The organism is Luteolibacter arcticus (assembly GCF_025950235.1).
GTDB lineage: Bacteria > Verrucomicrobiota > Verrucomicrobiia > Verrucomicrobiales > Akkermansiaceae > Haloferula > Haloferula arctica.
Map to the genome: position 1 here is coordinate 61,291 of NZ_JAPDDT010000013.1, position 24,505 is coordinate 85,795.

Here is a 24,505-nt window from a genome sequence, read left to right on the forward strand (position 1 = left end):
TTTGCCGCGATTTGTAGCGGTTGTAAGGGGTTTCCCTTACGCCGCCAAGCCGTCGGCAAGGGGTCAGATCTTCATCGCATTGAAGCCGCCGTCGACCACCATTTCCGTGCCGGTGATGAAGGCACCGGCCTTGTTCGAGGCGAGCAGCAGGGTCGCGCCGATCAGGTCGTCGGGCGAGCCGAAGCGGCTCATCGGGGTCTGGCGGAGGATGTCGAGCACGCGGCTTTCATCCAGCACCTTGCGGTTCTGCTCGGCCGGGAAGAAGCCGGGGACCAGGGTATTGACCCGGATCGAATACTCGGCCCACTCGCGGGCGAGGTTCTTGGAAAGATTGTGCACCGCCGCCTTGCTGGCGGAGTAGGTGAAGACCCGGGAAAGCGGCACGAGGGCGGACATCGAGCCGAGATTGATGATCGAGGCCGGGATGCCCTCGTCGATGAAGTATTTCCCGAACACCTGGCAGGCGCGGAAGACGGCGGTCACGTTGGTGTCCATGATCCGCTGGAATTCCTCTTCCTGGATGTCCAAGAACGGGGTGGGGGAATTGATGCCAGCGCCGTTGATCAGGATATCGACCTTGCCGGAGCGCTCGACGACGTGGTGGACGAGCTCTTGCAGCGACTCGCGCGAGGTCACGTCGGCCGGCATGAAGTAGCCCTTGCCGCCGAATTCCTCGATCTCGGCGAGGTTGCGCTCGGCCTTTTCGCGGATGCGGCCGACCAGCACGACCTCTGCGCCAGCGCGGGCCAGACCCTGCGCCATGCAGCCGCAAAGCTCTCCGGTGCCCCCGATGACGACGGCGGTTTGTCCCTCGAGGCCGAACAGGTCTTTGAAATAGGCGGCGGTTTGCATCGCCGGAAGGTTCTTCAGCTCGCCTCGCCCCGGCAAGCGGAATGAGCGTCGCCCATGCCCCCGATCATTCCTCGAACCAGTTTTCCACCCGCAGCTTGGGAATGCGGTTGAAGTGGGCGACGTTGCGAGTCACTACGACCAGCCCCCGGGCCAGTGCGGTACCGGCGAGGCAGGTGTCCCAGGGGCCGATGGGTGTCCCCGCCTTCCGCATTTCGGCTAACAGGTCAGCGGTCGAGGTCGAAGCCTCACGGTCAAATTCCAGCCACGTGGCGAGTGGCAAGATGGAGGTTTCGATCGATTCCCATAGGGTTTCAGCCTGGGGATGAAGGGCTGCGCCGAACCTCAACTCCATGCGGGTAATCTCGCTCGCAAAGATCGAGGCAGGAGAAAGGGTTCGTAGGCGATTCACAACCGCCGAATTCGGCCGTTTCTTGAGCACCTCACTCAGAACATTGGTGTCCGCGAGATACCGTCTCATCGCTTGCCGGGCATTTGAGAATTCCCCCAAGCGCGGACGTGCTCCAAGGCAGCAAAGAACGGATCGTCATCGTCTAAACCTTCGCCAGTTTGCTTCGTCGGTGGGGAAGGAGGCGCGCTGCCCAGATGAGCCTGCAGGGCCTCGGTCATTACATCCCTGAGGGTCCGACCTTGCTCGACGGCCAAAATCTTGGCTTGGCGGAGCAAGTGATCGGGGAGTTCTATCGTCGTCTTCACCCGTCGAAGATACGGGAATATGGGAATATGGCAAGATGGAGTCCTGTATCAGGCACCATTCCGACGCCGAGCCGCCCCGAAAATCCCGTATTTGGGCGCAAACAGCAGGGAGACAGTGAATACCAGTGCCTGCGTGAGTACGATGCAGGCCCCGGTCGCGCCATCCAGGTGGTAGCTGATAAAAATCCCGGCGGCGGTCGAGCCCACCGCCGAGCCGACGGCGATCAGCAACATCCGGTCGAAACGGTCCGTCCAGAGCTGGGCGATACAGCCGGGGGTGACCAGCATCGCCACCACGAGGATGATGCCGACCGCCTGCAGGGCAACTACGATGGCCAGCGACAGCAGGGCGAGCAGCAGATAGTTCAGGAAACGCTCGCCCAGGCCGAGCACCCTCGCCTGCGCCGGGTCGAAGCATATCAGCAGCAGATCCCGCCGCAGGAGGACGACGACAGCGATGATGCCGCCGCCGATCAGGAAGCACTCCAGTCGCTGCGCCTTGGTGATGCCGAGGATGTTCCCGAACAGGATGTGGTCGAGGTGGAGGTCGGAAGTGATCTTGCTGAACAGCACCAGCCCGAAGGCGAACAGGCCGGTGAAGACCACTCCCATGACGGTGTCCTCCTTGATCCGGCTGTTCTGCTTGATGAAGCCGGTGCTGACCGCGCACAGCAGTCCGGACGCGAAGGCGCCGAGGGGCAGCGGCAGCCCCGCCAGATAGGCAAGGACGATGCCCGGCAGCACGGCGTGGGAAATGGCGTCGCCCATCAGCGACCAGCCCTTGAGGATCAGGAAGCACGAGAGCACCGCGCACATCGCCGCGATCACGCTGCCGACCAGCAGCGCGTCCTGCATGAAGGCGAAGCGCAGGGGTTCAAACAGATCCATCCAGCGGAGGGGTGGTTAGTTGGGCGCGGCGCTTGGAGGCGAGCAGCCCGTGTTTCGGCGCGAAGATGAAGACGACGAGGAAAACCAGGGTCTGCAAGGTCACGATGCAGCCGCCGGTCGCCCCATTGAAGAAGTAGCTGGCGTAGGCGCCGACCAGGGACGTGGCGGCTCCCATCAGCGAGGAAAGCCCCATCATTCTCCCGAAGCGATCGGTAAGCAGGAAAGCGGTGGCACCGGGTGTGATGAGCATCGCCACCACCAGCACGGCGCCGACGGCTTGCAGCGCGGCAACGGTGACGGCGGACAGCAACGCCAAGAGCAGCAGATGCAATCGTCGCACCGGCAGTCCGAGGGTCCGCGCCTGATTCGGATCGAAGCAGAAAAGCATGAGATCCCGCCATTTCAATCCCAGCACCACGAGCGCGACCACGCTGATGCCAATGACCTGCAGGATGTCTGGATCGGAAATGCCGAGGATATTGCCGAAGATGATCGTCTTCAGATCGACCCGCGCCGGGAAGAGCGAGATCAGCAGCAGGCCCAGCGCGAAATAGGTCGTGAAGACGACCCCCATCGTCGCGTCCTCGCGGATGCGGCTCTGGGTCTTCACGAAGGCCATCGTGCCCGCCGCCAGCAGTCCCGCGACGAAGGCACCCAGCGCAAAAGGAAGGCCGGCCATGTAGGCCAGCACCACTCCCGGGACGACCGCGTGGGATAGTGCATCGCCCATCAGCGACCAGCCCTTCATTGTGACGAAGGACGAGAGAAACCCGCACACCCCGCCGATCAGCGCGCTCACCCAGATGGCGCGCAGCATGTAGTCGTAGTGGAGGGGGGTGAGGAGATCGGAGATCACTGTCCCTCCTCCTCCCGCTGTTTGACGATGTCTTCGCGGCCTTGGCGGTCCTTGTATTCGAGGTGGCCGTCCTTGCCGAAGATGAGCGGGCGCTCGTCGTCGGTGAGCACGCGGACGGCGCGGCCGTCGTGGTCCTGGATGGTCGATTCCTCGAAGTGGAATTGCCGCAGCACACCGCCGAAGGCCTTGGTGAGATTTTGTTCGGTGAATACTTCGGCGGTCGGTCCGTAGGCCAGGATGGTGCGGTTGACCAAGACCACCTGATCACAAAATTCCGGCACGCTGCCGAGGTTGTGGGTCGAGACGAGGATGATGCAGCCGGTCTCCCGTAGCTCGCGGAGCAGGGTGATGATCGCTTCCTCGGTCTTCACGTCGACGCCGGTGAACGGCTCGTCTAACAGAATGATCCGCGCCCCCTGCGCCAACGCGCGGGCGAGGAAGACGCGCTTCTTCTGCCCGCCGCTCAGCTCGCCGATCTGACGGTCGCGGAAGTCCCACATCGTCACCCGGCGCAGGCTATCTTCCACGGCGGCCTTGTCCGCCGCGCGGGGAATGCGGAGGAAGTTCATCGCGCCATAGCGGCCCATCATCGCCACGTCGGTGACATTGACGGGGAACTGCCAGTCGACCTCTTCGGCCTGCGGCACGTAGGCGACGAGGTTTTCACGGAGGGCATCACGGACCGGCCGGCCATTGATCCGCACCGCGCCGCGGTCGGGCCGGATGAAGCCCATGATGCTCTTGAAAAGGGTGGATTTCCCACTGCCATTCACCCCGACCAGCGCGCAGATGGTGCCGCCCTTCAGGTGAAAGCTCGCGTCGTGGAGCGCCCGGTGGCCGTTTGCATAGGCCACCGAAACAGATTCCACGTCGAGGGTCAGCGGGGTCATGGGTGAAAGCCTTTGACGATCGTGTCGGCATTCGCCTCCAGCAACTTCAAGTAGCTCGGAGCAGGGCCATCGGCCTCGGTCAGCGAATCGACATACAGCACGCCGCCGTAGCGCGCGCCGGTTTCCTTGCACACCTGGCGGGCCGGCTTGTCGCTCACCGTGCTTTCGGAAAAGACCACCGGGATCTTGTTCGAGCGGACGCCGTCGATGACCTTCTGCACCTGCTGCGGGGTGCCTTGGGCATCGGCATTGATCGGCCACAGGTAGAGCTGCTTCAGGCCGTAGTTCGCGCAGAGGTAGGAGAAGGCGCCCTCGCTGCTGACCAGCCAGCGCTGGTCCTCCGGGATGCTGGCAAGCTTCTGCCGCACCGGTTCGTCGAGCGCCTTGATCTTCGCCGTGTAGGCCGCGGCATTGGCGTTGTAGGTCGACTCATTGACCGGATCCATTTTCACCAGCGCCTTGCGGATGTTCTCCACGTAGATGGCGGCATTGGCCGGGGACATCCACGCGTGGGGGTTGGGCTTGCCGGTATAGGGGCCCTCGCTGATTCCCATGGGGAGGACGCCCTCGGTAAGCACCGCGCTCGGCACGTCCTTCACGTTCTGGAAAAACTTCTCGAACCATAGCTCGAGGTTCATGCCGTTCCACAGGACAAGATCGGCGCTCTGGGCCTTCACGATATCCTTCGGCGTCGGTTCGTAGCCGTGGATTTCCGAGCCGGGCTTGGTGATCGACTCCACCTCGGCAGCATCGCCGGCGACCTCGCGGGCCATGTCGGCGATGATCGTGAAGCTGGTGACGACCTTCTTCTTCCCCGACGAGGCGGTGGTTGCCGGTTTGCAGCCGGCGAACAAGGCCGCTCCGAGGGCGAGGGCCAGCACGGCACGGCGTTTCACAAGGGCGGCGGTCACGGCCTGAGTTTGGTTTCGAGTGGTGTTCATCGCAACGTAGAATCTTAGAAGAGGCTAAATTTTGGGTTAAAACTTTTTGCTCAGGCCGAGGAACGGGGTCACGTCGGCCGAAGCATCGGTCAGGCCAAGCCGGACGCCGCCGTCGAGCTGGGTGGTATTGTCGAGAGCATAGGTCCAGCCGGTGTTGAAATAGGCCTCGGTGTGGTCATCGGAGTCGGCGCTGAAAATGCCGACCAACTCGAAGAACGCGGCCAACTCGTCGGTGATCGCATGGCTGGCGGTCGCCGAGTTCAGCGAGACCGCATGGTAGCCGCTGTCGTCGCCGTCCACGGCGAAGTCGAGCTGGGTCATCACTGCACAGTTCCATTCGCCCGGGCCGTCGAAGGCGAGGGGAATGATGACGCCGCCTTCCAGCTTGCCGTTGCCGAGGTCGCTGTTGGCGGTCGGCAGCTTGAGGTAGGGCATCACGGCCAGCGCGGTGGAGCCCACGTCGTTGCCCCAGATATTGCGCTTCAGGCGGACTTCGATGTCGCCGAAGCCTTCCGCGCCGCTGTCTTCGTGGGTGTAGAAGGGGATCACCACTTGCAGGTCGGTGCAGGCATTGAGTCCAACCTTCGCGTTCACTTCGCCGAGCGAAACGCTGTCGTCTTCGCCGTCGCGTTGCCAAGTGAGGGCTTCCATCTCGAATTGGAAATGCCCGGCATCGACGGTGTAGGGGCTTTCGGTGGTGTCGGGGCGATCGGTGCTCAGAGGGCGGAGTTCCTGTCCGAAGAGCGAAGTGCAACAGGCGGAAAGCAGCAACAAGCGGGCGGGGGAGTTAGTCATCGCGGATAAAATTAGCCCAGGCTAAATTCGAGGCGCAAGCGCGGATTTCTAATAATCGGCCGGGCCCTTGGAATCAGGCGGCGGGACTCAGCCGTGCATCAGCTCTGCGGCCAGCCAGCGCTCGAAGGCGGGGTGATCGTTCAAGTCGTACTGCCACGACCGGAAGCCGAGTTTCTTGCCAGTCTCGATGTTCGCCGGCAGGTCATCGATGTAGCGCGTCTCTGCCGGCTTCAAGCCGTGGGCGGTGATGGCGTGGTGGTAAATCTCCGGCTCCGGCTTGATCGAGCCGGTTTCGTAAGAAAGCACCGCGCCGCCGAAGTGGCGGAAGACCTCGTAGGTCTCGAAGATCCACGGGCAGTGGATGCCGTTGGTATTCGAAAACAAAATCAGCTGGTGCCCGCCGGCCGCGAGGCTTTCGACCACCTGCCACATCGCCTTGTTCGGGGTGAAGATGTTCCGCCAGGCGTGGAGGAAGTCCGCCTCATTGACAGGAGAGCCGAGCCGCTCGATGGCCCATGGGACATAGTCCGCCACCGAGATGCGCCCGCCTTCGAAGTCGTCCTTCTTTTCCAACAAGACGGACAGCCGCTCGTGGCCATTGTCCGTTCCGGGTGGCAGCAGCGTGGCGAGCGAGGGCTCGAAATGGAAGTCGAGGAGCACCTTGCCGATGTCGAAGAGAAAGGTCATGCGGTGGCCCGAGGCTGTACGATGGAAATGGAGGAGCCAAGTCTTGGAACAGGTCTGGGTTCCCGGCCCTTCGCTTCTGGATGTCGCTTGCCCGGCCACTACCTCGGCATTGGCACGTCGGAGGGGCGGACTTGGGCGAAGATCTGCGGGAGCAGCTCAAGAATCCTCCAGCCGCTGGTAATAGAGGCCGCGATAGGGACACGAGTAGTCGGGAAAGAGCGGCAAGTTGAGCGACTTCTCCAGATCGGTCCAGCTATCCACCAGCGTGTAGCCTTCGGCTTCCATCTCGGCCGTCACTTGCTCAACGCTCCGAACCTGACAGGGGACCGCCCAATCGCGGCCTTGCTGGACCGTGAAGAACGCCTTCCCGCGGGCTCGCATCGGGCTGCGATTGACCATGAAGTGCGCCGGTCTGGTTCCCATGGCGTCGAGAAAGGCAGACATCGATCCTTCCCAGTAGTGCAGCGCTCCGGCGGCGAGCGCGACATTGCACGTCGATCCGGCGGCCATGCGGTCGGTAAAGACGAGCCGCGGCGGCACGCCATCGAGGAAGAATCTGGTGGAGGCCTGGGAGATGACATCCGGTAGATCCTGGACGATCCAGCGTTCCAAACGATCCTCCGGCAAGAGATGTGAAAAGTTCACATAGGTTTGTCCGACCCCGCCACCGAAGTCGAAGACACTGAGCTTCTCGGTCCGGATGGCTTCCTGGAGCCAGAAGAGGACCGGGTAGTCGCTCATCCGGATGGTCGAGGAGAGCGTGAAATTGGAGCCGATCAAATTGCCGTCCAAGTGCCCGCAGGTGTCCGCGCGATGGCGACGGACCGCTTCCCGCGCTTCGTCAATCGACTCGAAGATGCCAGAAGCTCCGGAGAGCCGTTGGAATACTTGTCCTGCTCGCCGGCTCTTGCCGGCGCGGAGGATCACTTGTTTTACGGGACGAAGGTTCAGTCCTCGGGAAACCATCGGGGGGATCATGGTAACGGGGGGGTGGGGGGAACAAAAGGAGCCAAGACTCCTATGTATGAACCATGTCCTGTAAATGAATGGCGACGGGATGTCTAGGAATAGATAGATCTCCGAATTGATCGGGGTATTAGCAAGCAATCGGGAATCATTAACATTCGGATATTCCCCATGACTGGGAAATCTTATGCAAGCGCCGGAGAGAAGGCCCCGGATCAGCGGCCCGTAGTGCCCGGGTTATCCCTGGGCTGAGCCCTTGCATCGCTCCAGAATGTGTCGCGCCGAGGCGATGGCTCCGGCATTGCGGCCGTGGAGGGCGAGCTTGCGTTTCATCGAGCGCCACAGGGCGGCGTCATCGGCGAGCAGGTCGGTCACGGCGGCACGCATGGTTTCCGGAGTGTCGGCGAGGCGGCCGGAGCCGATCGATTCCAGCAGGCGCAGGTTGCCTTCTTCCTGGCCGGGGACGAGGTGATGCACCAGCATCGGGCAGCGCGCGGCGATGGCTTCATGGACCGTCGCGCCACCGGCCTTGCCGATGACGAGGTGGTGGCTGTTGAGGAGCTGCGGGACCTTGCGCGTCCAGCCCTTGATCTTTACCCGGCCGGGGAAGGCGTCGCGGATCTCCTTCGCCCTCTTCCACAGGTGGCGGACGTTCTTGCCCAGCACGATGGTGATCTGGGTGCGCGGCGAGGCCTGGAGCACGGCCTTGGCAAAGCGCCGGACCTGAAGGCGGCGGGAGGTGCTGAAAAACAGCACGCGAAACGGCTCGCAGGCATCGTCCGCGGCCAACGGGGTGAGCCGGGAAAAAGCGGGATTCACCGGGAAGCCGGTGTCGATCACCCGCTCGGCCGGCAGACCGCCGCGGATCATCGTGTCGCGGGTGTAGGCGTCCGACACCAGCCACTCGCCGGTCGGGCACTTCAGCCAGGCGGCGTTGATCTCGATGGAGTCCGTGACGACGGTGAAGATCTTCGGGGGGCGGGGATTTCCTTCCAGCAGGCGCTCGAGGAAATACGGGTAGAGCGGGTAGGTGGCGACCACTGCGTCCGGCTGCCAGGTATCCACCAGTTCGCCGAGCTTGCGCTCCGGCTTGCGCATCAGCGGCATGCGCTGTTTGGAAAAATCGACATCCCCGGTGCGGAGATAGACGCGATACCATAGCCCCGGAAAGCGGGTGGTGACAAAGCGGTAGCCATGGCACAGCCAGCGGGTGCTGACCGGCGCGCCGAGCAGGCAGGGATCGGCGACCCGCGCCTCGGCACCGGCTTCCTGCAGCGCCAGCGCCAGATTGCGGGCGGCGCTGTTGTGGCCTTCGCCAAAGGCGGCAGTGCAAATGAGGATCCGGGCTGGCATCGGCGGTTGGCGCGGGGTTCATAAGCCAAAGCGCGGCATTGCGTCGAACGGCATTTGCGGTTTTCGTCTGCCGCCGCATGTCCGAGTCCGATCCCAAGCTGCGCGTCGTCGATGACGAGGCCGAAAAGGCTGACGACGGGGTCGTGCGCTTGAAGGCGGCTGGCACGTCCTTCGAGCAAGTCCAGCGGCTCGCTCCCGAGAAGGTGGCCGAAGCGCCGGAACGCTTGGAATCCCAGCCCCGGGACCTCTTCGAGGGCCGCAGCCAGGAACCAGGCGTGGAGGCGATCCTCGACAAGGAAGAGGTCGTCGAAAACGTCGAACAGCCGTGGGGAATGCGCGATGGCCGGCTGGCGGGGATGCCTTACGGCTGGTTCGTTCTGATCATTGTCGCGGTGATCGCTGCGGGCGTATGGGCGGTGATCCAGATGAGCAAGGGCGAGGCCGAGGTCGCCCAACGGCTGGCCGAAGTGCGCGAAATGAAGGAGGACGACGCCGCCGAGGATCGCACTGCCCGGGAGCTGGTGGATCGGATCGAGCGGGTCGTCGGCGAGTATCTAGCGGCCGATTCGGTGGAAAAAATCGTGCCGTTGATTCGCCACCCGGAACGGGTAAAGCCCTTGATCGAGGCCGAGTGGACGGTCCGGCCGAAGCGGGCGATGAAATTTGCCCGGCTGACGACGTTCCAACCCGCGACCATTCCCGGCGGGGAGTTTTGGATCGTCCGCGCGGAAAGCCGCGATGGGGAGCCGCAAAACCTCATCCTGGAGCAACTGGGCGACACCGGCGTGCGGGTGGACTGGGAAACCCACGTCTGCCATCAGCCGATGGAGTGGGGGCGCTACATTGCCGATCGTCCTTCCAGCTCGGCCATGGACTTCCGCGTCTGGGTGACACCGGATTCCTACTACAGCCACGAATTTTCAGATGCCGGCCGCTGGCGTTGCTACCGGATCACGACGAAGGACTCCGAAGAACACCTGTTCGGCTACGCGCTGGCCGACAGCGAGGTTGCCCGTGAGTTGGAGGATTATTTGAAAAGCGTCCCCAATGGGGTGGCCACGATCATCGCCCGGCTGCGATTTCCCGCCGGTAGCAGCTCGCCGCGTGGGGTGGTGATCGAAAAACTGGTGGAGCCACGCTGGATGTATGTGACGGACCCTTCCAAGGACAGCCCTTGATCCCGGCGTCCGGCCCTGCGAGCGTCCCGCCCGCGTGACGGAAACGACAAATAGACCGGAGAGTTGGCAGCGCTGGGTCGCAGGCACGGCGGCTGGCTCGGGGCTGTGGCTGGCCGTCCTCTTCGGGTGGTCGCTGTGGCGGCTCGCCACCAGCACCGGGGAGATGGACAACAAGTTCAGCCAGATCGCCCGCAGCGAGCACCTGTCTTTCATGATCGGGCAAAACCTGCTCGTGCTGCTCGCGTACGTCTTGCTCTGGATCGTCGCGGTGCTGGTGTTGCTGCCGGCGGTCTCCACGTTGAGAAAGCGCTTTCCCTCGTCGCGGCGCGGTGCCGCGTTGGTGCCCGCCTTCCTGATGGGGATGGCGATCCACAGCTATTTCATCCTCCGCCTTGCCTACAAGCGTCCCTACTTCCTCAGCGACGGGGAATACGGTCATTGGTACTTCCGCATCCCGGAACTCTGGCCGGTGGGGGTGCGGCCGTATGTGAATGGTGCCCTGTTCACCGGCCTCCCGTGGCTGGTGGGCTTGGCGGTCGCGATCTGGTGGCTGCGGCGGGTTGGCCCCCGGGTGCGGTGGACGCTGGTGACCGCGGCGCTCGCGCTGACGGCGATCGCTTGGTTTTGGCCGCAGGAGAAAGAGGCGCCGGTGGCCAAGGCGGTGGTCGAAGGCAAGCAGCCGCCGAACATCATCATCATCGGGTCGGACTCATTGCGCGGCGATCGCATCGGCTACAGCGGCTACCAGCCGGAGCGGAAGAACGGCCCTGTCGCTGCCCAAGGAGTGTCCCCGCGGATCGATGCGTGGGCGAAGGACGCGGCTCGCTTTGAAAATTGCTACACGCCCATCGGCTCAACGCTGGAGTCGGCGGTGAGCATGCTTTCCTCCAGCTATCCGCACAGCCATGGCATCCGCCACATGTTTCCGCGGAAGGAGCAGATCGAGGGCGCGCGCGGCCGTATCCGCACGCTGGCCGATGTGCTCGCCGAGAGCGGCTACGACACCGCGGTGCTGGGCGATTGGTGCGCCAACTACTGCAACCAGATGCCGCTCGGCTTTGAGGACATCTCGGTATCCAGCTTCGACAATTTCCGCGTCTACATCAGCCAAGCGGTGCTGCTCGCGCACTCGGTGGTGCCGCTCTATTTCGACAATGCCATCGGCTACCGGATCTTCCCGCAGATCAGCTCCTTCGCCACTTTCGTCACTCCGGACGTGGTGACCACGCGCGTCGAAGAAAAGCTGGTGGCCCAGGCAGCGAGCGGGCGGCCGTTCTTCTGGCACGTCTTCTACTCCTGCAATCATCTCCCCTATAGCTGCGGCGAGCCTTACACCCGCTATTTCACCGATCCCGCCTACAGTGGCGATAACAAGACTCAGGTGGATTTCGACATCAACAAATTCATCGGCGGCACCGACATGGAGGACAAGCTCAAGGCGCTTTCGCCCGAAGACATCCGCCAGATCCGCGCGCTCTACGACGGTTGCACGCGACGCTTCGATGACTGCTTCGAGCGGATCCACGCCGCCCTGGAGAAGAACGGACTCTCCGGAAACACCATCGTCGTGGTGACCTCGGACCATGGCGACGATCTCTACGAGCCCGGCGTCACGCTTACGCACGGCCTCGGTTTCAATGGCGGTGATTACTGTTCGCACCTACCGCTGGCGATCGGCGGTCCCGGAATCACCGGCAAGTCACTGCCGCAGCAGGTCCGGACCATCGACCTCGCTCCGACGTTGCTCGATCTTGCTGGTGTGGCAAAGCCCGCCGGTTGGGAAGGCCGCAGTCTCGCCGGATGGATGAAAGGGGATGAAGCGCCGGTGGACCTGCCATTTTACGGCGAGACGAGCTTTCCCTACATCCTCTTCCGCGTCCCCGGTGCCGAGCGTCCGCACATCCCGCCGATGGATGAGATGGTCTCGATCGATCGGGACTACCATTACCACTTCGTCTTGCCTGAAAAGTGGGACGACGCCGTGATCTCGTCGAAGCAGCGCTGCCTGCGGACGCGTCATTGGAAGCTGGTGGCGACGCCGACGAAAGATGGCGGCCGTCACTACGGGCTCTTCCACATCGACCGTGATCCCGATAGCCGCAGCGATCTCTCCAGCGGCAGGCCGGAGGTGCTGGATGTGATGAAAGCCGCGCTCGATTCGTGGATCGATGATCACGTGGAGACGCCGATTCAGGTGATCTTTCCGAATGGGGAGCCGCAGGGCTAACAGGTTCGCCGGGAGCGAGGTCCGGGAGCGCTGGTCTTCAGGCCGGCATCGAAGGACCACTCGGGCCGGTCTGAAGACCGGCGCTCCCGGGGGATCGGTCTCACTTCAGCGTTGAGAGGAACTCGATCAAGTCGCGCAGTTCGGCGGGCTTCAGGACCGCATCCATGGGCGGCATGGTGCTGATCGGCGCGGTCTTTGAGGCGAGGTCGGCGAGCGGGATTTCAAGCATAGAGCCATCCGCTTGAGCGAGGATCAGCTTGCCGTCTTTCTCTTCGATGAAAGTTCCCGCGAGCGTGGTGCCATCTTTCTTCGTCGCCGTCATCATGCCGTAGCCGGAGGCAACCGTGGCCTGCGGGTTGACGAGCGATTCCAGGAGGTGATCGCGGCTGTTCGTTCCCACCTTGGTGAGTGGCGGGCCGACGTTTGATCCCTGTTCGCCGATGCGGTGGCAGGCGGTGCAGTTCGCCGCGAGGTTCTCCTCGAAGATTTTCTTTCCCGTGGCGGGATTGCCTCCGTTCATCACATGGAACCACTGCCCATCCGGGCTTTTCGCCGCAAGCGCGGCACGCACTTCCTTTGCTCCGTCCAATTGAAGAGCTTCCGCGCTTTCCAGAACTTCGAGGTAAAGATGGGGGGAGATCTTGTTTTCTGCCATTTGCTTTAAGAGCAACTCCAACTTCGCCTTGGCATCGGGAAGAACCGCCAGCATTCGCACGGCTTGCTGTTGGTCTTCTCCCGTGTTTCCGGGCACCAGGACATTTCCGCGGAGGTAGCGTGACACGAACTCGGGATCGGTTTCCACAAGCAAGGCCGCCACTTCCACTCCTTTCCACGAGATCGTCTCCAAGGCGCTCTTGGCCGTGGCAATCCAGTTAGGATCTCCAATGGATTTCAAATGGCGGATGGCGTCGATCCTGCGAGTTGCGGATATACTATTGTCCAAAGCCAGTCGGATAAACGCGGCGGGATCACGCTTCACGCCGATGCGGTCCATGGCAGATGAAGCCGCCTGCATCACCTGTGCGTTAGCGGTGAGAGGTGAGAGGATCTCATCCAGCTTTTGGCAAAGATCCGTCGCGAACAAGAGAGGCGGCTTTACAATACGAGAAGACGACAAGAAAGCCCCGGTGACCTCATCGAGAGGTTCGCTGGTGTCCACGTTCGCGAGTGCCTCCAAGGCCAGGATTCTCATGGCGACCGGATGGCCGGGGTCCGCCGCATAACGCGCCAATCGGACGAGCGATTCCTCGCTGCGGATGCGGCGGTTGACGGCGATCGCGCGCCGGATCGCCGGGGCGGGCGGCGCCATCTTGCGATCGAGCAACCCCGCCACTCGCTGGGGTGCAGTCGGGTAAAGAATTCCCACAGCTTCGCTCACGATAATCGGCGAATCGTCGTCGAGAAAAGTGGAGGCGAGGTCATACATGTCCGTCCACGCCCTGATCTGGTCTTCATCGAGGCAGAACTCTTCGGAGGTGGGGTCCGTATTTGCGGCTTCGTTACTCCGCCATAAATTGTCGAGAATGCGTCCCAAGGCGACGACCGTCGTCAGCCTCACGGGCATTGCCGGATGGCGGGCGAAGGTTTTCAAGTCGGCAAAGGTGCTTGTTCGGAGGGCGAAAGAACCGGCGTGGTCGAGAAATGGGTCCTTGTTGTCGTTCGCGGCGACCATAGCGGCGACGTTCTCGATCTGGCTCCTGTCGTGGCTCTTTCCAACGGCCATTGCTGCCTGAAATCGAACCCGGGCCGAGGCGTCGGCAAGCAGGGCGGGAAACGTGGGGGGAAGCTTTCTGATGGTTTCACCCGCCCACTTCGCTGCTTGGGAGCGGAGTTCCGGATCCTGCCCGCTGGCGAGTGTGATGAAGATCGCTTCATCGAACTGCTTGCTTTGGGACAGGCCCCACAATGCGTGGACGCGGGCGAGTTGTGATGTCTCGTTCGACGCGGCGACTTTCTTCAAGGCATCCCAGTTCTTGCGAAGGGCGAGTTCCCATTGGGCATCGAGCCGGATGCGCTGGTCGGCGTGGCCGAGGCGTTTGATGAGCTCGTCGTCCACCACCTTTGAAGGGCCTTCCTTCAGCATCGTGGCGACATCTTTTCTCATCGCGCTGCCCGCTTCCTTTGGATCGTCGATCTTCCAGACGGCTCCTTTTTCCTTCATGGGGTAGCCGCCTTGCCAGTCGGCGACGTAGAGGGCTCCGTCCGGGCCGAAGTTGCAGCCGGTGAAGGCGGTGCCGCTCGCCATGAGGTGGTCGCCCTTCATTTTGAAGGAGGCTCCGTCTGGTTCGAGCTGGAAGGCGTTGATCTTTCCCGCGGGAAACTGGGTCAGGAAGAAATGGTTGCGGTAGCGGTCGTTCAACGCAGTGCCGGGATTGTAGGCGAAGCCGCTGGGGCCATCGAGGTAGAGCGCCAGCGGAGGGACGATCGAGGCCGGGCGGTCTTGGCCCTCGGGGAAGGCAATGCGCTCCGCCATCCACGGGTTGTACTTCCCGCCACGGTATTGATAGTAGCAGCGCCAACCATGGTCCGAGCCCTCGGGGATGTACACGAGGCGTTCCTTTTCGCCCTTTTGGTCGGAGTCATTGTCGACCCCGAAGAGGTAGCCATACTCGTCGAAGGCGATCTGCTGGACGTTGCGCAGGCCGCGGGCGAAGACCTCGAAGTCGCTGCCGTCGGGATTGCAGCGCAGCACGGCTCCCTCGTGCGGATAAAACCAGCGCCTGCCGCCGCTTTCCACGTTCAGGCCCTTGTCGCCGATGGTCCAGTAGAGCCTGCCGTCCGGCCCGAGCGTCAGGCCGTGCATGTCGTGGCCGGCGTAGTTGATGTGGACGCCGAAGCCGCTGGCGATGGCCTTGCGCTGGTCGGCCTTTCCGTCGCCGTCCGTGTCGCGGAGTTTCCAGACATCGGGCGCGATGGTCGCATAGACGTCGCCGCCATGGGCGAGCACGCCGGCAGCGATGCCGGTGACCTCGGTATTGAAGCCGTCGGCGAAAAGCGTTTGCTGGTCCGCCACGCCGTCGCCATCGGTATCGACCAGCCGGTGGATCTTTTCGGTGTGGACCGTCAGGTCCTGCCAGTCGATGCGGCCGTTCCGGTCGTGGTCGGTCAGCGAGGCGTGATTCTTGAACCGCTCGGAGGTGACATTTCTCCGGAAAAAGTCGCGCCTCTCCTCGACCGAGGTGTGGGAGAGGTCATCGGTGACCCACCACATCACCTCGCGGATGTCCAGGTCGGCTTGCTTCCGCCGGGTGGTCTCGGTGACGTAGATGGTGCCGTCGGTATCGACCGATACCGCGACGGGGTTGATGAACATCGGCTCGCGGGCGACTAGCGAGCGCACGAGGCCATTTTGGCAGGGGTAGCTTTCCGGGGCCGCGGCGAGGGAGGCGACCAACGGCAGGAAGGAAAGGCAGGCGGCTTTCATGGGCGTGCCACTACGCATGGGAAATGCGGGCGCTTGTCAAATGCTGGCCCATTTCACCCGAACGTGTGGCCGGGTGGCGGGGAAGTCCGCTAATTCGGTATCCATAGATACCGGAGTAAGCGGAGTTCCGCCGGGAGCGCGGAGCTGCTGGCCGGCGGAAGCACGGGTAAGGCAGATGCTGGCGATGCGGACGTTGACGGGTAGCGATCTCCGGGGCCCGTTCTGCGGGCCAGCGGCCCGCGCTCCCAGCGGGGGGCGCTCCAGCGGGAATCAATCCCGGCGGGTCAGCTCCACGAAGACGTCTTCCAGCGTGGCGTCCTTGCGGTGGAGGCTGCGCAGCGGCCAGCCGTACTGGCTGATCAGCTCGTGAATGCGCTCGCGCGCATCGGTGCCGGAATCGACGAGGATCTCGTAGTGGGCCCAATCGTCGGTCAGTGGCTCGGAGGTGACCCGCTTCACGTGGTCCAATCGCTGCAGCGCCGGGCCGATGACCCCGAGGTCACCGGAAATCTCCGCGTGGATCCGGCCAGCGGCACGCATGCCGGCGACCAGATTCTGCGGGGTGTCCTGCGCCTTGATCTGGCCGCCATCGATGATGATGACCCGGCCGCAGGTCATTTCCACCTCGTGCAGGATGTGGGTGGAAAGCAGGATCGTGTGCTTTTCGGAGAGCTTTTTGATCAGGTCGCGGATCTGCCGGATCTGATTGGGGTCGAGGCCGTTGGTCGGCTCGTCTAGGATCAGGAGCTGGGGCTCGTGGACCAGCGCATCGGCGAGGCCCACGCGCTGGCGGTAGCCCTTAGACAGGACCCGGATCATCTTCCGGCGGACTGCCTCCAGCCCGCAGATCTCGATCACTTCATTGACCCGGCGGCGGGCGTCGCGATTGGACAGGCCCTTGAGGGTGGCGCGGTACTTCAGGTACTCGCGGACCCGCATGTCGTCGTAGAGCGGGACGTTTTCCGGCATGTAGCCGATGCAGCGGCGGGCCTCCAGCGATTGGCGGAAAATGTCGAAGCCGGCGACCCGGGCGCTGCCGGAGGTGGGGGGCAGGTAGCCGGTCAGCATCCGCAGGGTCGTGGTCTTGCCGGCGCCGTTCGGGCCTAGGAATCCGACGATCTCGCCGGGTGCGACGTTGAAATCGATGCCTTTGACCGCCTGATGGCGCGCAAAGCTCTTGGTGAGTTGCCGGACTTCGATCATGGGCGATATGCAGGAAATTCGCCCCGAAATGCGGCCTTGTGCGTTGACGCGTCCGGGGCGGCCTCTTACCTAAGCCCTGCGTGCGAGGGGCCAAGCGGGAATTTCCGCAATCTCCCGCCGGCACCCGAACCTACCGCCCATGAAATCGTCGGTTTCCGCCCGCATGAATGCGGACTTGTTGGAGCAGCAATACGCACTCTGGTGCGCCGATCCCAGCTCGGTCGATCCCACGTGGTCGGCCTTTTTTGAAGGCTTCGAGCTAGGGGTCGCCCAGCTCAGGCCCAAGGGGGGAGAGGCAGCCGCGGCACCGTCTGCCGCGCCGGCGGTCGCGACCGCCAGCGAGAGTGACCTCGCCTTCTACGGCAAGGTGGTCAGCCTCGTGTATAATTTCCGCGCCCTCGGCCACACCCAGGCGCACATCAACCCGCTCTCCGACCGCCCGGAGCGCAATCCGCGGCTGGATATTTCCCAGTTCGGTTTCAGCGAGGCCGAAATGGACCGCGAGGCCTCCAATCCGCTGTTCCGCGACGGCGCGAAGATGAAGCTGCGCGACATGGTCGCTGCACTGGAAGCCACCTACTCCGGCTACATTGGCTTCGAATTCACCCACATTCATAACACCACCGTCCGCAACTGGGTGCGCCACCGGATCGAGGCCCACGCCCTGCGCGGTGACGATCCCGCCGACCGCAAGGCCCGCGCGCTCGCTTGGCTGATCGAGGCGGACAGCTTCGAGAATTTCCTGGGCAAGAAGTTCCTCGGCGAGAAGCGCTTCTCGCTGGAAGGCGGCGAAGGCGCGATGGTCGTTCTCAACGCCATCCTCGAAAAGTGTCCGTCCGCGGGGGTGCTGGAGATCGAGATGGGCATGGCCCACCGCGGTCGCCTGAACATCCTCGCGAACTTCGTCCGCAAGTCGCTCACCACGATTCTTTTCGAATTCACGCCGAACTACATGCCCGACCTCGTGGCGGGCGATGGCGACGTGAAGTACCACCTCGGCTATGAGAGCATCCGCGACCTGCCCGATGGCAAGGTCCGCGTCAGCCTCGCCGCCAACCCGAGCCACCTCGAAGCCGTCAACCCGGTCGTGGAAGGCAAGGCCCGCGCCCGCCAACGCATCCTGGGTGACGACGGCGCGGCTACCGACCGCAAACGCGTGCTGCCGATCCTGCTCCACGGGGACGCCGCCTTCGCCGGCCAAGGCCCGGTCGCCGAGTGTCTCAATCTCTCCCAGCTCCCGGGCTACCGCACCGGAGGCACCATCCACCTCATCATCAACAACCAGATCGGCTTCACCACGATGCCGGCCGATGCGCGCTCGTCCGCCTACGCGACCGACGTGGCGAAGATGATCGAGGCGCCGATCCTTCATGTGAACGGCGAGGTGCCGATGGAACTCCACTGGGCCGCCGAGTTCGCGCTTGAGTTCCGCCAGCAGTTCGGTCGCGACGTCGTGATCGACATGTATTGCTACCGCCGGCAGGGCCACAATGAGACCGACCAGGCCGCGTTCACCCAGCCGCACATCTACAAGCTGATCCAGAACCGCGAGACGATCGGCCAGATCTATAAGAAGCAGCTCGTCTCCCAAGGCGCGCTTTCCCAAGCCGAGGCCGACAAGATCGAGCAGGACATCTGGGCTCGCTTCGAGGCTGGTCACGCGAAGATGCTGGAGCTCCAGGAAAAGGGCGAGCGCAGCGCGTATAGCGGTTCCACCGCGGTGGAGCAGGTCGAATACTCGCACGCTCCGGTGCCCACCGGCATCGGTCAGGATCTCCTGCAACACGTCGGCAAGGTCCTCACGACGGTCCCGGATGGCTTCAACCTTCACCCGACCCTCGCCAAGCGCTTCGTTCCGCGTCGCCAAGAGGCGCTGCAGAACGGCGGGCCGATCGACTGGGCCTTCGCCGAGTCGTTGGCTTGGGGTGCTCTCCTGACTGAGGGTCATCAGGTGCGCTTGTCGGGACAGGATTGCCGCCGCGGCACCTTCTCGCATCGCCACGCGGTGTTCTATGATTCGGAGACGCGCGCCCGCTACATTCCGCTGGAGCATGTGAGCCCGACGCAGGCCAAGTTCTGCGTTTACAACTCCTTCCTCTCGGAGTTCGCCGTGCTCGGTTTCGACTACGGTTACTCGCTTGGTGCTCCGAACATGCTGACCCTGTGGGAGGCCCAGTTTGGTGACTTCTCGAATGGTGCGCAGGTCATCATCGACCAGTTCATCGCCTCCGCGGAGTCGAAGTGGCAGACGCCGTCCGATCTCGTGATGCTGCTGCCGCACGGCTACGAAGGCCAGGGGCCGGAACACTCCAGCGCCCGCCTTGAGCGCTTCCTCCAGCTCTGCGCCGGGAAGAACATCATCGTCGGTAACTTCACCACGCCGGCCCAGTACTTCCACGCCCTGCGTCGCCAGAAGATGCGGCCCTTCCGCAAGCCGCTCATCCTGATGACGCCGAAGAGCTTGCTCACGCGGCCGGAAGCGGTTTCCCAGGAAGCCGATTTCCTCGAGGGCTCCTGCTTCCAGGAAGTCCTGCCGGATCCGATGCACTTCGAAGACCCGATGTCGGTCGATCGCATCGTTTTCTGCTCGGGCAAGGTCTTCTACGATCTCGCCGCCTACCGCGAGGAGCACGGGATCAAGAACACCGCGATCCTGCGCATGGAGCAGCTCTACCCGTTCCACGACGAACTGGTCTCGGCGCTGGTCGGCCAGTATGCCGCGGCGAACAAGATCGTCTGGTGCCAGGAAGAGCCGCTGAACATGGGGGCTTGGTCCTACATCTTCCCGCGCCTCGAAAAGGTGCTGGATCGCCGTGTTCGCTACGCCGGTCGCAACCGCGCTTCCAGTCCCGCCGCCGGTTCCAAGGCCCAGCACTACAAGGAGCACAAGGCCCTGCTCGAAGCCGCGTTCAATGTCTGAGATGGTAGGTGGAAGATGGTGGATGGCAGATGAAAGGCCATCCACCCTTTCGCGACGTTCCCGATTTGTTTCTCCTCACTAAAGCCTTTCCCGATGTCTCTCGAAGTCAAAGTCCCCGCCGCTGGCGAATCCATCACCTCCGCCAACGTCGCCCGCTGGCACAAGCAGAACGGTGAAACCGTCCGCAAGGGCGAGATTCTCGTGACGCTCGAAACCGACAAAGTTTCCAGCGAACTCGAAGCTGCCGCCGATGGCGTGCTGCAAATCGTCGTCGGGGAAGGGGAGGAGGTCGCCATCGGCACCCTGATCGCCAAGATCGAGGAAAGCGCAGGAGCCCCGGCTGCTGCTGCCGCTCCCGCAGCCGCCCCAGCCCCAGCCCCGGCTCCCGCCGCTGCTGCGCCTGCCGCGGTACCCGCTCCGGCCCCGGCCCCGACCGCCGCTGCTACGGGCCAAGTCATCGACGTGAAAGTTCCCGCTGCGGGCGAGTCCATCACCTCAGCCAATGTCGGTCGCTGGCACAAGGGCGATGGTGCTGCCGTGAACAAGGGTGACCTCCTGGTGACACTGGAAACGGACAAGGTCTCCAATGAGCTTTCTGCCGAAGCTTCCGGCACGCTCCAGATTCTCGTCTCCGAAGGCACCGAAGTAGCAATCGGTACCGTGGTCGCCCGCATCACCGTCGGGGCGGGATCTGCCGCTGCTGCTCCGGCTCCTGCCGCTGCGCCGGCACCCGCACCAACCACCGCCGCAGTCGTGAAGTCCGCCGCCCCGGCTCCCGCGCCCGCTCCGGCCGCGGAGGCTCCCAAGCCGCGCACCTTCGAGCTGCCCGCCGCGCCTTCGGCCTCCGCTCAACCGGTTGCTGCAACCAGCGACGGCCGTACCACTCGCAAGAAGATGAGCATGATGCGCCGCAAGATCGCGACGCACCTCGTCAATGCCCAGCAGACCGCGGCGATCCTCACCACCTTCAATGAAGCGGACATGTCCGCCGTCATGGACCTGCGCAAGGCGGTGCAGGAAGACTTCCTCAAGAAGCACGGTGTGAAGCTCGGCTTCATGTCCTTCTTCGTGAAGGCCGTCGTCCAGGCGCTCAAGGACGTGCCGCAGGTCAATGGCATGATCGATGGTCAGGACATCATCGAGAACCACTTCTACGACATCGGCGTCGCCATCGGCACCGAGAAGGGTCTCATCGTTCCGGTCATCCGCGATGCCGACAAGAAGAGCTTCGCCCAGATCGAGCAGGACATCCTCGACTACGCCAAAAAGGCCAAGGAGGGCAAGATTGCCATCGAGGACCTGCAAGGCGGCGTCTTCACCATCTCCAACGGCGGCACCTACGGCTCGCTGCTCAGCACGCCGATCCTTAACCCGCCGCAGAGCGGCATCCTCGGCATGCACACCATCCAACAGCGCCCGGTCGCCGTGAACAACCAGGTCGTCATCCGCCCGATGATGTATCTGGCCCTCAGCTACGACCACCGCCTGGTCGATGGCAAGGAAGCCGTCACCTTCCTAATCCGCATCAAGGACTGCATCGAGAATCCGACGCGGTTGATGTTGGAGATGTGAGGTAGTGCGCCTGACTGCCTGATTATTCCGGTTTTGCAAACGGCCCGCGGTGTTCCCGCGGGCCGTTTGTTTTGGATGCGGAGTCTCGTGTCCGCGGGGCTCGATGGATCATTGGGCGAAAGGATCGCCTGCCGCTTCACCGTCGGCTTTCTCGCGGCGTCTCTCTTCATCCTGCCGTTGATAGAGTTCCTCCACCTTGAGGCGAGCTCGCGCGGCGATCTGCGGGTCCTGGATGGCAGTGAGCAACTGGGCGCGGGTCTCCTTTGGGAAGTCGCCGTGGAACACGACGCCGCTGATGAAGGCATCCCGATCCGGGCCGGTGGGGAGGGCTGCTACGCAGTCCTGGACGGGCGATGGCGCTCGGTTGCTGTAGAGAGAGCCGAAGTCGCGAAGGGCCTGGCGACGCAAGGGATCCGCACGGATGGCCTGCAGGATCTGGATGGATTCCAGAGCGGTGGTGGAGCCGTCTTCCATCACCCAGTTGAGCGCGGACTTCGCAAGAGCCTGCGCCGTTTCGCCCGCCGGATCTCCCATCAGCCCGGCGGCCTCCATCGCATTGATCAAGTCCACCGCGGCGACGGTGTCACCACGCTCATGATGGACCATGGCATCGGCAGCCGCAGCGCGGAATTCCTCTGGCAGGGCGGCGATGCGCTGGACCTGCTGGACCACGGGTAGGGAGCCCAACTCCTGCCGCTCCCATTTCTCCAGGAAGATCGAGCGGAGCATCTCATTTGGCTCCGCAGTGAGAAAGGGCAGGGGATCTGCCCCGACTTCCTCCGCCATGCGTAGCGCAAAGTCGGCGGCGGGCCCCTCGTCCTCGCTGTTCCCAGGTATCTCTATCCATTTACGGAGGGCGGCGAGTTGCGCGGCAGCACCGGGAGGAATATACTCGCAGAGATCGCCGACGGTATCGCGATCCACGAAGTGCGGGGCGCCCGGCTGGCTCAGGCACTCTAACAGGATATCCGTCTGCCCGGCCGTGGCGAGGGTCTTGCTCCACAGATCGAAGACTTCCGGGCCGACGGACCCGAAGTGGTGCGAGGCGATCCAATCCCACACAGCGCGCGGCTGGCGGGCGATTTCCGCGACGACTTCCGCGTGCAAGGTCTCGGCCAGTGACTTGTAGCGCCGCCGGTGCTCCGGAGCGTAGAGCTGGCCCATGGCACCCCGCAGGTCGCGGATGATCCACTCGCGAAAGAGTGCCTCCCGGGCGAGTTCGAAATCGCGGCGCGGGAGCTTCGACTCCTCCAGCTCTCGCAGCCGGCGGGTGAATGAGCCACTGATGCCCTGCGGTCCCTCGTCCGTGCTGCGGTCCGATACCTTGGTAGGTCGGAAGTGCAATGAATCCCTTGGGGCATTCGCAGTGCCTGGGAAGCCGGTGACAGCGCGGGCCAGCAGGAAGACGGCGGCATGCGTGGCCACAAGCAGGAGCAGTGCAGCGGGGATGTGAGTGCGCGAGGTTCTCTCTTTCACGGGCCTCCTCCTTTCGCCCTCATCTCTTCTGCGTGGCTGTCGTAACTCTCCAGAAACTGTGTTCGTAGTACTTCATCCGGCACCGCCAGAAGGGCATGGCGGCAGCCCTCGGGATCGATATTCTGCCATGGTTTGAAGCGATGGAAGTAGAGTGAGAAGGCCGCTTGCTCCTTTTCCTGAATGATCTCGGGGTAGGCCGTGAGCACTCGGATAGTCATCTCCGGGGAAAGCCTGTCCAGTTGGTTCTCAGCCTCCTGATTGAAGTCGCGGCCGGTGGCGCGTGCCTCCTGAAGCGTGCCCAGCGGATCCGTGATGAAGGCCGCATCGAAGAGCATGCTGCGCAAGTCGGCCGCCACGGTGGGATCGGAGAATGCGGTCGGCCAGGAGCGCTGCACCAGCGCCAGCACTTCCTCCATGGACTGCCGGCCATCGCAAAGGTCCGCCAAGGCATCCGTGAAGCCGGGTGCCAGCTTCTCAAGCTGCTGCTCTTCGCTTGGGATGTCCCGGTCAAAGGGATTGGTCCCGGCGAGGCCGAGCTGCCGCGTCAGCGCGGAGGCGGACTCCTCCCGCTGCTTCCGGTCCTTCTCCTCCTCGCGCTTGCGGTTGCTGGCATATTCCTCATTCCGAGCGATCCGGGCTTCCGCCTGGGCCACGTCTTCGGGCGGGAAACCTGCCGCACGGATCTCATCCAACAGGATTGCCGCGTCCTCGTCCCCGCTGATCGATGAGAGAAAACGGCGTATCACCCGCGGATCGGCGAGGACGGCGGGAACCCGGGCCAAGTGTCCCTGCCATTGTTTCGCATCCAGGCAATCGTCGACCAGCCACAGGCGGTCTTGCGGTTTTGTCAAACTGGCGGCCATCTCCAGCGCGAAGTCCGCACCGCGCTTGTGGCACAGTTCCTGTGCTCCCTGATGCAAGGGCCAGGCGGCCTGGGGGAAGCGTTTCACCAGCTCATCGAGCCGGTGTTCGTTTCCTTGGCCGAGCCAGCGCCCGATCTCGAAGCGGAAGGGGTCGATTCGTTGCCTGCGGCTGGCCCTGCCGATGAAATCGAGCGCGGCATCAGGATCAAGCCCGAGCCAGTTGCCGAAGGCGGCGACGGTTTCCGCGCTGGCGTAACCGCGGCTGGTCTTCGCGGCGGCCATGCCCTCCCTGACAAGCGCGGCGAAATCGGCATCCGTTGGGAGCTTTGCGCGGGCGGCGTCAACTTGCTCGGGCCAGGGGAGCTTTTCCAATTCTCGCTGCTCCCGGGTTGCGGCCAGGACAGCGGCCTCGTGCTCGCGACCCAGGCGGACCAGATCGGCGGGGCCAGGGGTGAACTCGCGGGTTCCGATGGAGAGAACTTCGGCTTGGCCCGCAGCAGCAGTGCGGGGCCTGCGACCAAGCTGCCACGCGGCGACATGGCTAAGGAGGAGTAAAACACCGCCGACGGTGATAAGGATGTCGATCTTCCATCCGCGGGCCATGCGCTGGTAAGGATGGAGAAGATCGCGGGGTTTGGGAAGGATGGATGGACTTCACGAGGAGCAGCAAGAAGTCGAGCGGGAGACGCCTTATCGTCTT

18 protein-coding genes are annotated in these 24,505 nt (G+C 63.4%); 4 read left to right on the forward strand and 14 right to left on the reverse strand.

Going from position 1 to position 24,505, the window contains the following annotated elements:
* Positions 1-63: 63 nt before the first annotated feature.
* From OKA05_RS22080 to OKA05_RS22125, 10 genes are all read right to left on the reverse strand, one after another.
* Positions 64-852, reverse strand: a complete 789-nt coding sequence (locus OKA05_RS22080; protein WP_264489370.1) for an SDR family oxidoreductase — start codon at positions 850-852, stop codon at positions 64-66.
* Between the two features lie 64 nt (positions 853-916).
* Positions 917-1,330: a PIN domain-containing protein gene (locus OKA05_RS22085; RefSeq protein ID WP_264489371.1), complete on the reverse strand. Its 414-nt coding sequence runs from the start codon at positions 1,328-1,330 to the stop codon at positions 917-919.
* Between the two features lie 284 nt (positions 1,331-1,614).
* Positions 1,615-2,454 (reverse strand): metal ABC transporter permease, encoded by an 840-nt coding sequence (locus OKA05_RS22090; RefSeq protein ID WP_264489372.1) that lies wholly within the window; start codon positions 2,452-2,454, stop codon positions 1,615-1,617.
* The gene (locus tag OKA05_RS22095; protein WP_264489373.1) at positions 2,441-3,310 is read right to left on the reverse strand and encodes a metal ABC transporter permease; all 870 of its coding nucleotides are present in this window, start codon (positions 3,308-3,310) and stop codon (positions 2,441-2,443) included. The genes OKA05_RS22090 and OKA05_RS22095 overlap by 14 nt, the downstream gene beginning before the upstream one ends.
* A complete protein-coding gene (locus tag OKA05_RS22100) occupies positions 3,307-4,200 on the reverse strand; it encodes an ATP-binding cassette domain-containing protein (protein ID WP_264489374.1) in 894 nt (297 codons plus the stop codon). Before OKA05_RS22100 ends, OKA05_RS22095 begins: the two co-directional genes overlap by 4 nt.
* Complete coding sequence (locus OKA05_RS22105; protein ID WP_319800662.1) at positions 4,197-5,141, reverse strand: metal ABC transporter substrate-binding protein; 945 nt, start codon at positions 5,139-5,141, stop codon at positions 4,197-4,199. The genes OKA05_RS22100 and OKA05_RS22105 overlap by 4 nt, the downstream gene beginning before the upstream one ends.
* Before the next feature lie 36 nt (positions 5,142-5,177).
* Positions 5,178-5,936, reverse strand: coding sequence for a transporter (locus tag OKA05_RS22110; protein ID WP_264489375.1), 759 nt, complete (start codon positions 5,934-5,936; stop codon positions 5,178-5,180).
* Positions 5,937-6,023: 87 nt separating this feature from the next.
* Complete coding sequence (locus OKA05_RS22115) at positions 6,024-6,623, reverse strand: HAD family hydrolase (RefSeq protein ID WP_264489376.1); 600 nt, start codon at positions 6,621-6,623, stop codon at positions 6,024-6,026.
* A gap of 156 nt (positions 6,624-6,779) precedes the next feature.
* The gene (locus OKA05_RS22120; RefSeq protein WP_264489377.1) at positions 6,780-7,601 is read right to left on the reverse strand and encodes a methyltransferase, TIGR04325 family; all 822 of its coding nucleotides are present in this window, start codon (positions 7,599-7,601) and stop codon (positions 6,780-6,782) included.
* Positions 7,602-7,826: 225 nt separating this feature from the next.
* Positions 7,827-8,942, reverse strand: coding sequence for an MGDG synthase family glycosyltransferase (locus tag OKA05_RS22125; RefSeq protein ID WP_264489378.1), 1,116 nt, complete (start codon positions 8,940-8,942; stop codon positions 7,827-7,829).
* A 77-nt stretch (positions 8,943-9,019) separates the two neighbouring features.
* Here OKA05_RS22125 and OKA05_RS22130 point away from each other — a divergent pair, with 77 nt between their 5' ends.
* The gene (locus OKA05_RS22130; RefSeq protein ID WP_264489379.1) at positions 9,020-10,120 is read left to right on the forward strand and encodes a DUF1206 domain-containing protein; all 1,101 of its coding nucleotides are present in this window, start codon (positions 9,020-9,022) and stop codon (positions 10,118-10,120) included.
* A gap of 34 nt (positions 10,121-10,154) precedes the next feature.
* The gene (locus OKA05_RS22135) at positions 10,155-12,347 is read left to right on the forward strand and encodes a sulfatase family protein (protein WP_264489380.1); all 2,193 of its coding nucleotides are present in this window, start codon (positions 10,155-10,157) and stop codon (positions 12,345-12,347) included.
* A 100-nt stretch (positions 12,348-12,447) separates the two neighbouring features.
* On the opposite strand, the gene OKA05_RS22140 is transcribed toward OKA05_RS22135, so the two are convergent.
* Both OKA05_RS22140 and OKA05_RS22145 read right to left on the reverse strand, forming a co-directional pair.
* A complete protein-coding gene (locus OKA05_RS22140) occupies positions 12,448-15,771 on the reverse strand; it encodes a PVC-type heme-binding CxxCH protein (protein ID WP_264489381.1) in 3,324 nt (1,107 codons plus the stop codon).
* A 270-nt stretch (positions 15,772-16,041) separates the two neighbouring features.
* Entirely contained in the window at positions 16,042-16,974 is a 933-nt protein-coding gene (locus tag OKA05_RS22145; RefSeq protein WP_264489382.1) for an ABC transporter ATP-binding protein, read from the reverse strand.
* Between the two features lie 139 nt (positions 16,975-17,113).
* On the opposite strand from OKA05_RS22145, the gene OKA05_RS22150 reads away from it, so the two are divergent.
* Complete coding sequence (locus tag OKA05_RS22150; protein WP_264489383.1) at positions 17,114-19,894, forward strand: 2-oxoglutarate dehydrogenase E1 component; 2,781 nt, start codon at positions 17,114-17,116, stop codon at positions 19,892-19,894.
* A gap of 93 nt (positions 19,895-19,987) precedes the next feature.
* Positions 19,988-21,466, forward strand: a complete 1,479-nt coding sequence (sucB, locus tag OKA05_RS22155; protein ID WP_264489384.1) for a dihydrolipoyllysine-residue succinyltransferase — start codon at positions 19,988-19,990, stop codon at positions 21,464-21,466.
* Positions 21,467-21,574: 108 nt separating this feature from the next.
* On the opposite strand, the gene OKA05_RS22160 is transcribed toward sucB, so the two are convergent.
* Both OKA05_RS22160 and OKA05_RS22165 read right to left on the reverse strand, forming a co-directional pair.
* Positions 21,575-22,942 carry a hypothetical protein gene (locus OKA05_RS22160; RefSeq protein ID WP_264489385.1) on the reverse strand — a complete coding sequence of 456 codons (1,368 nt, stop codon included), beginning with the start codon at positions 22,940-22,942 and terminating at the stop codon, positions 21,575-21,577.
* The gene (locus OKA05_RS22165; protein WP_264489386.1) at positions 22,939-24,408 is read right to left on the reverse strand and encodes a hypothetical protein; all 1,470 of its coding nucleotides are present in this window, start codon (positions 24,406-24,408) and stop codon (positions 22,939-22,941) included. Before OKA05_RS22165 ends, OKA05_RS22160 begins: the two co-directional genes overlap by 4 nt.
* Positions 24,409-24,505: the final 97 nt, after the last annotated feature.

What these genes read in the sequence shown, in the direction of transcription:
- OKA05_RS22080 (WP_264489370.1), bottom strand. Translation starts at nt 852, where the DNA reads ATGCAAACCGCCGCCTATTTCAAAGACCTGTTCGGCCTCGAGGGACAA.
- OKA05_RS22085 (WP_264489371.1), bottom strand. Translation starts at nt 1,330, where the DNA reads ATGAGACGGTATCTCGCGGACACCAATGTTCTGAGTGAGGTGCTCAAG.
- OKA05_RS22090 (WP_264489372.1), bottom strand. Translation starts at nt 2,454, where the DNA reads ATGGATCTGTTTGAACCCCTGCGCTTCGCCTTCATGCAGGACGCGCTG.
- OKA05_RS22100 (WP_264489374.1), bottom strand. Translation starts at nt 4,200, where the DNA reads ATGACCCCGCTGACCCTCGACGTGGAATCTGTTTCGGTGGCCTATGCA.
- OKA05_RS22105 (WP_319800662.1), bottom strand. Translation starts at nt 5,141, where the DNA reads ATGAACACCACTCGAAACCAAACTCAGGCCGTGACCGCCGCCCTTGTG.
- OKA05_RS22110 (WP_264489375.1), bottom strand. Translation starts at nt 5,936, where the DNA reads ATGACTAACTCCCCCGCCCGCTTGTTGCTGCTTTCCGCCTGTTGCACT.
- OKA05_RS22115 (WP_264489376.1), bottom strand. Translation starts at nt 6,623, where the DNA reads ATGACCTTTCTCTTCGACATCGGCAAGGTGCTCCTCGACTTCCATTTC.
- OKA05_RS22120 (WP_264489377.1), bottom strand. Translation starts at nt 7,601, where the DNA reads ATGATCCCCCCGATGGTTTCCCGAGGACTGAACCTTCGTCCCGTAAAA.
- OKA05_RS22125 (WP_264489378.1), bottom strand. Translation starts at nt 8,942, where the DNA reads ATGCCAGCCCGGATCCTCATTTGCACTGCCGCCTTTGGCGAAGGCCAC.
- OKA05_RS22130 (WP_264489379.1), top strand. Translation starts at nt 9,020, where the DNA reads ATGTCCGAGTCCGATCCCAAGCTGCGCGTCGTCGATGACGAGGCCGAA.
- OKA05_RS22140 (WP_264489381.1), bottom strand. Translation starts at nt 15,771, where the DNA reads ATGAAAGCCGCCTGCCTTTCCTTCCTGCCGTTGGTCGCCTCCCTCGCC.
- OKA05_RS22145 (WP_264489382.1), bottom strand. Translation starts at nt 16,974, where the DNA reads ATGATCGAAGTCCGGCAACTCACCAAGAGCTTTGCGCGCCATCAGGCG.
- OKA05_RS22150 (WP_264489383.1), top strand. Translation starts at nt 17,114, where the DNA reads ATGAAATCGTCGGTTTCCGCCCGCATGAATGCGGACTTGTTGGAGCAG.
- sucB (WP_264489384.1), top strand. Translation starts at nt 19,988, where the DNA reads ATGTCTCTCGAAGTCAAAGTCCCCGCCGCTGGCGAATCCATCACCTCC.
- OKA05_RS22165 (WP_264489386.1), bottom strand. Translation starts at nt 24,408, where the DNA reads ATGGCCCGCGGATGGAAGATCGACATCCTTATCACCGTCGGCGGTGTT.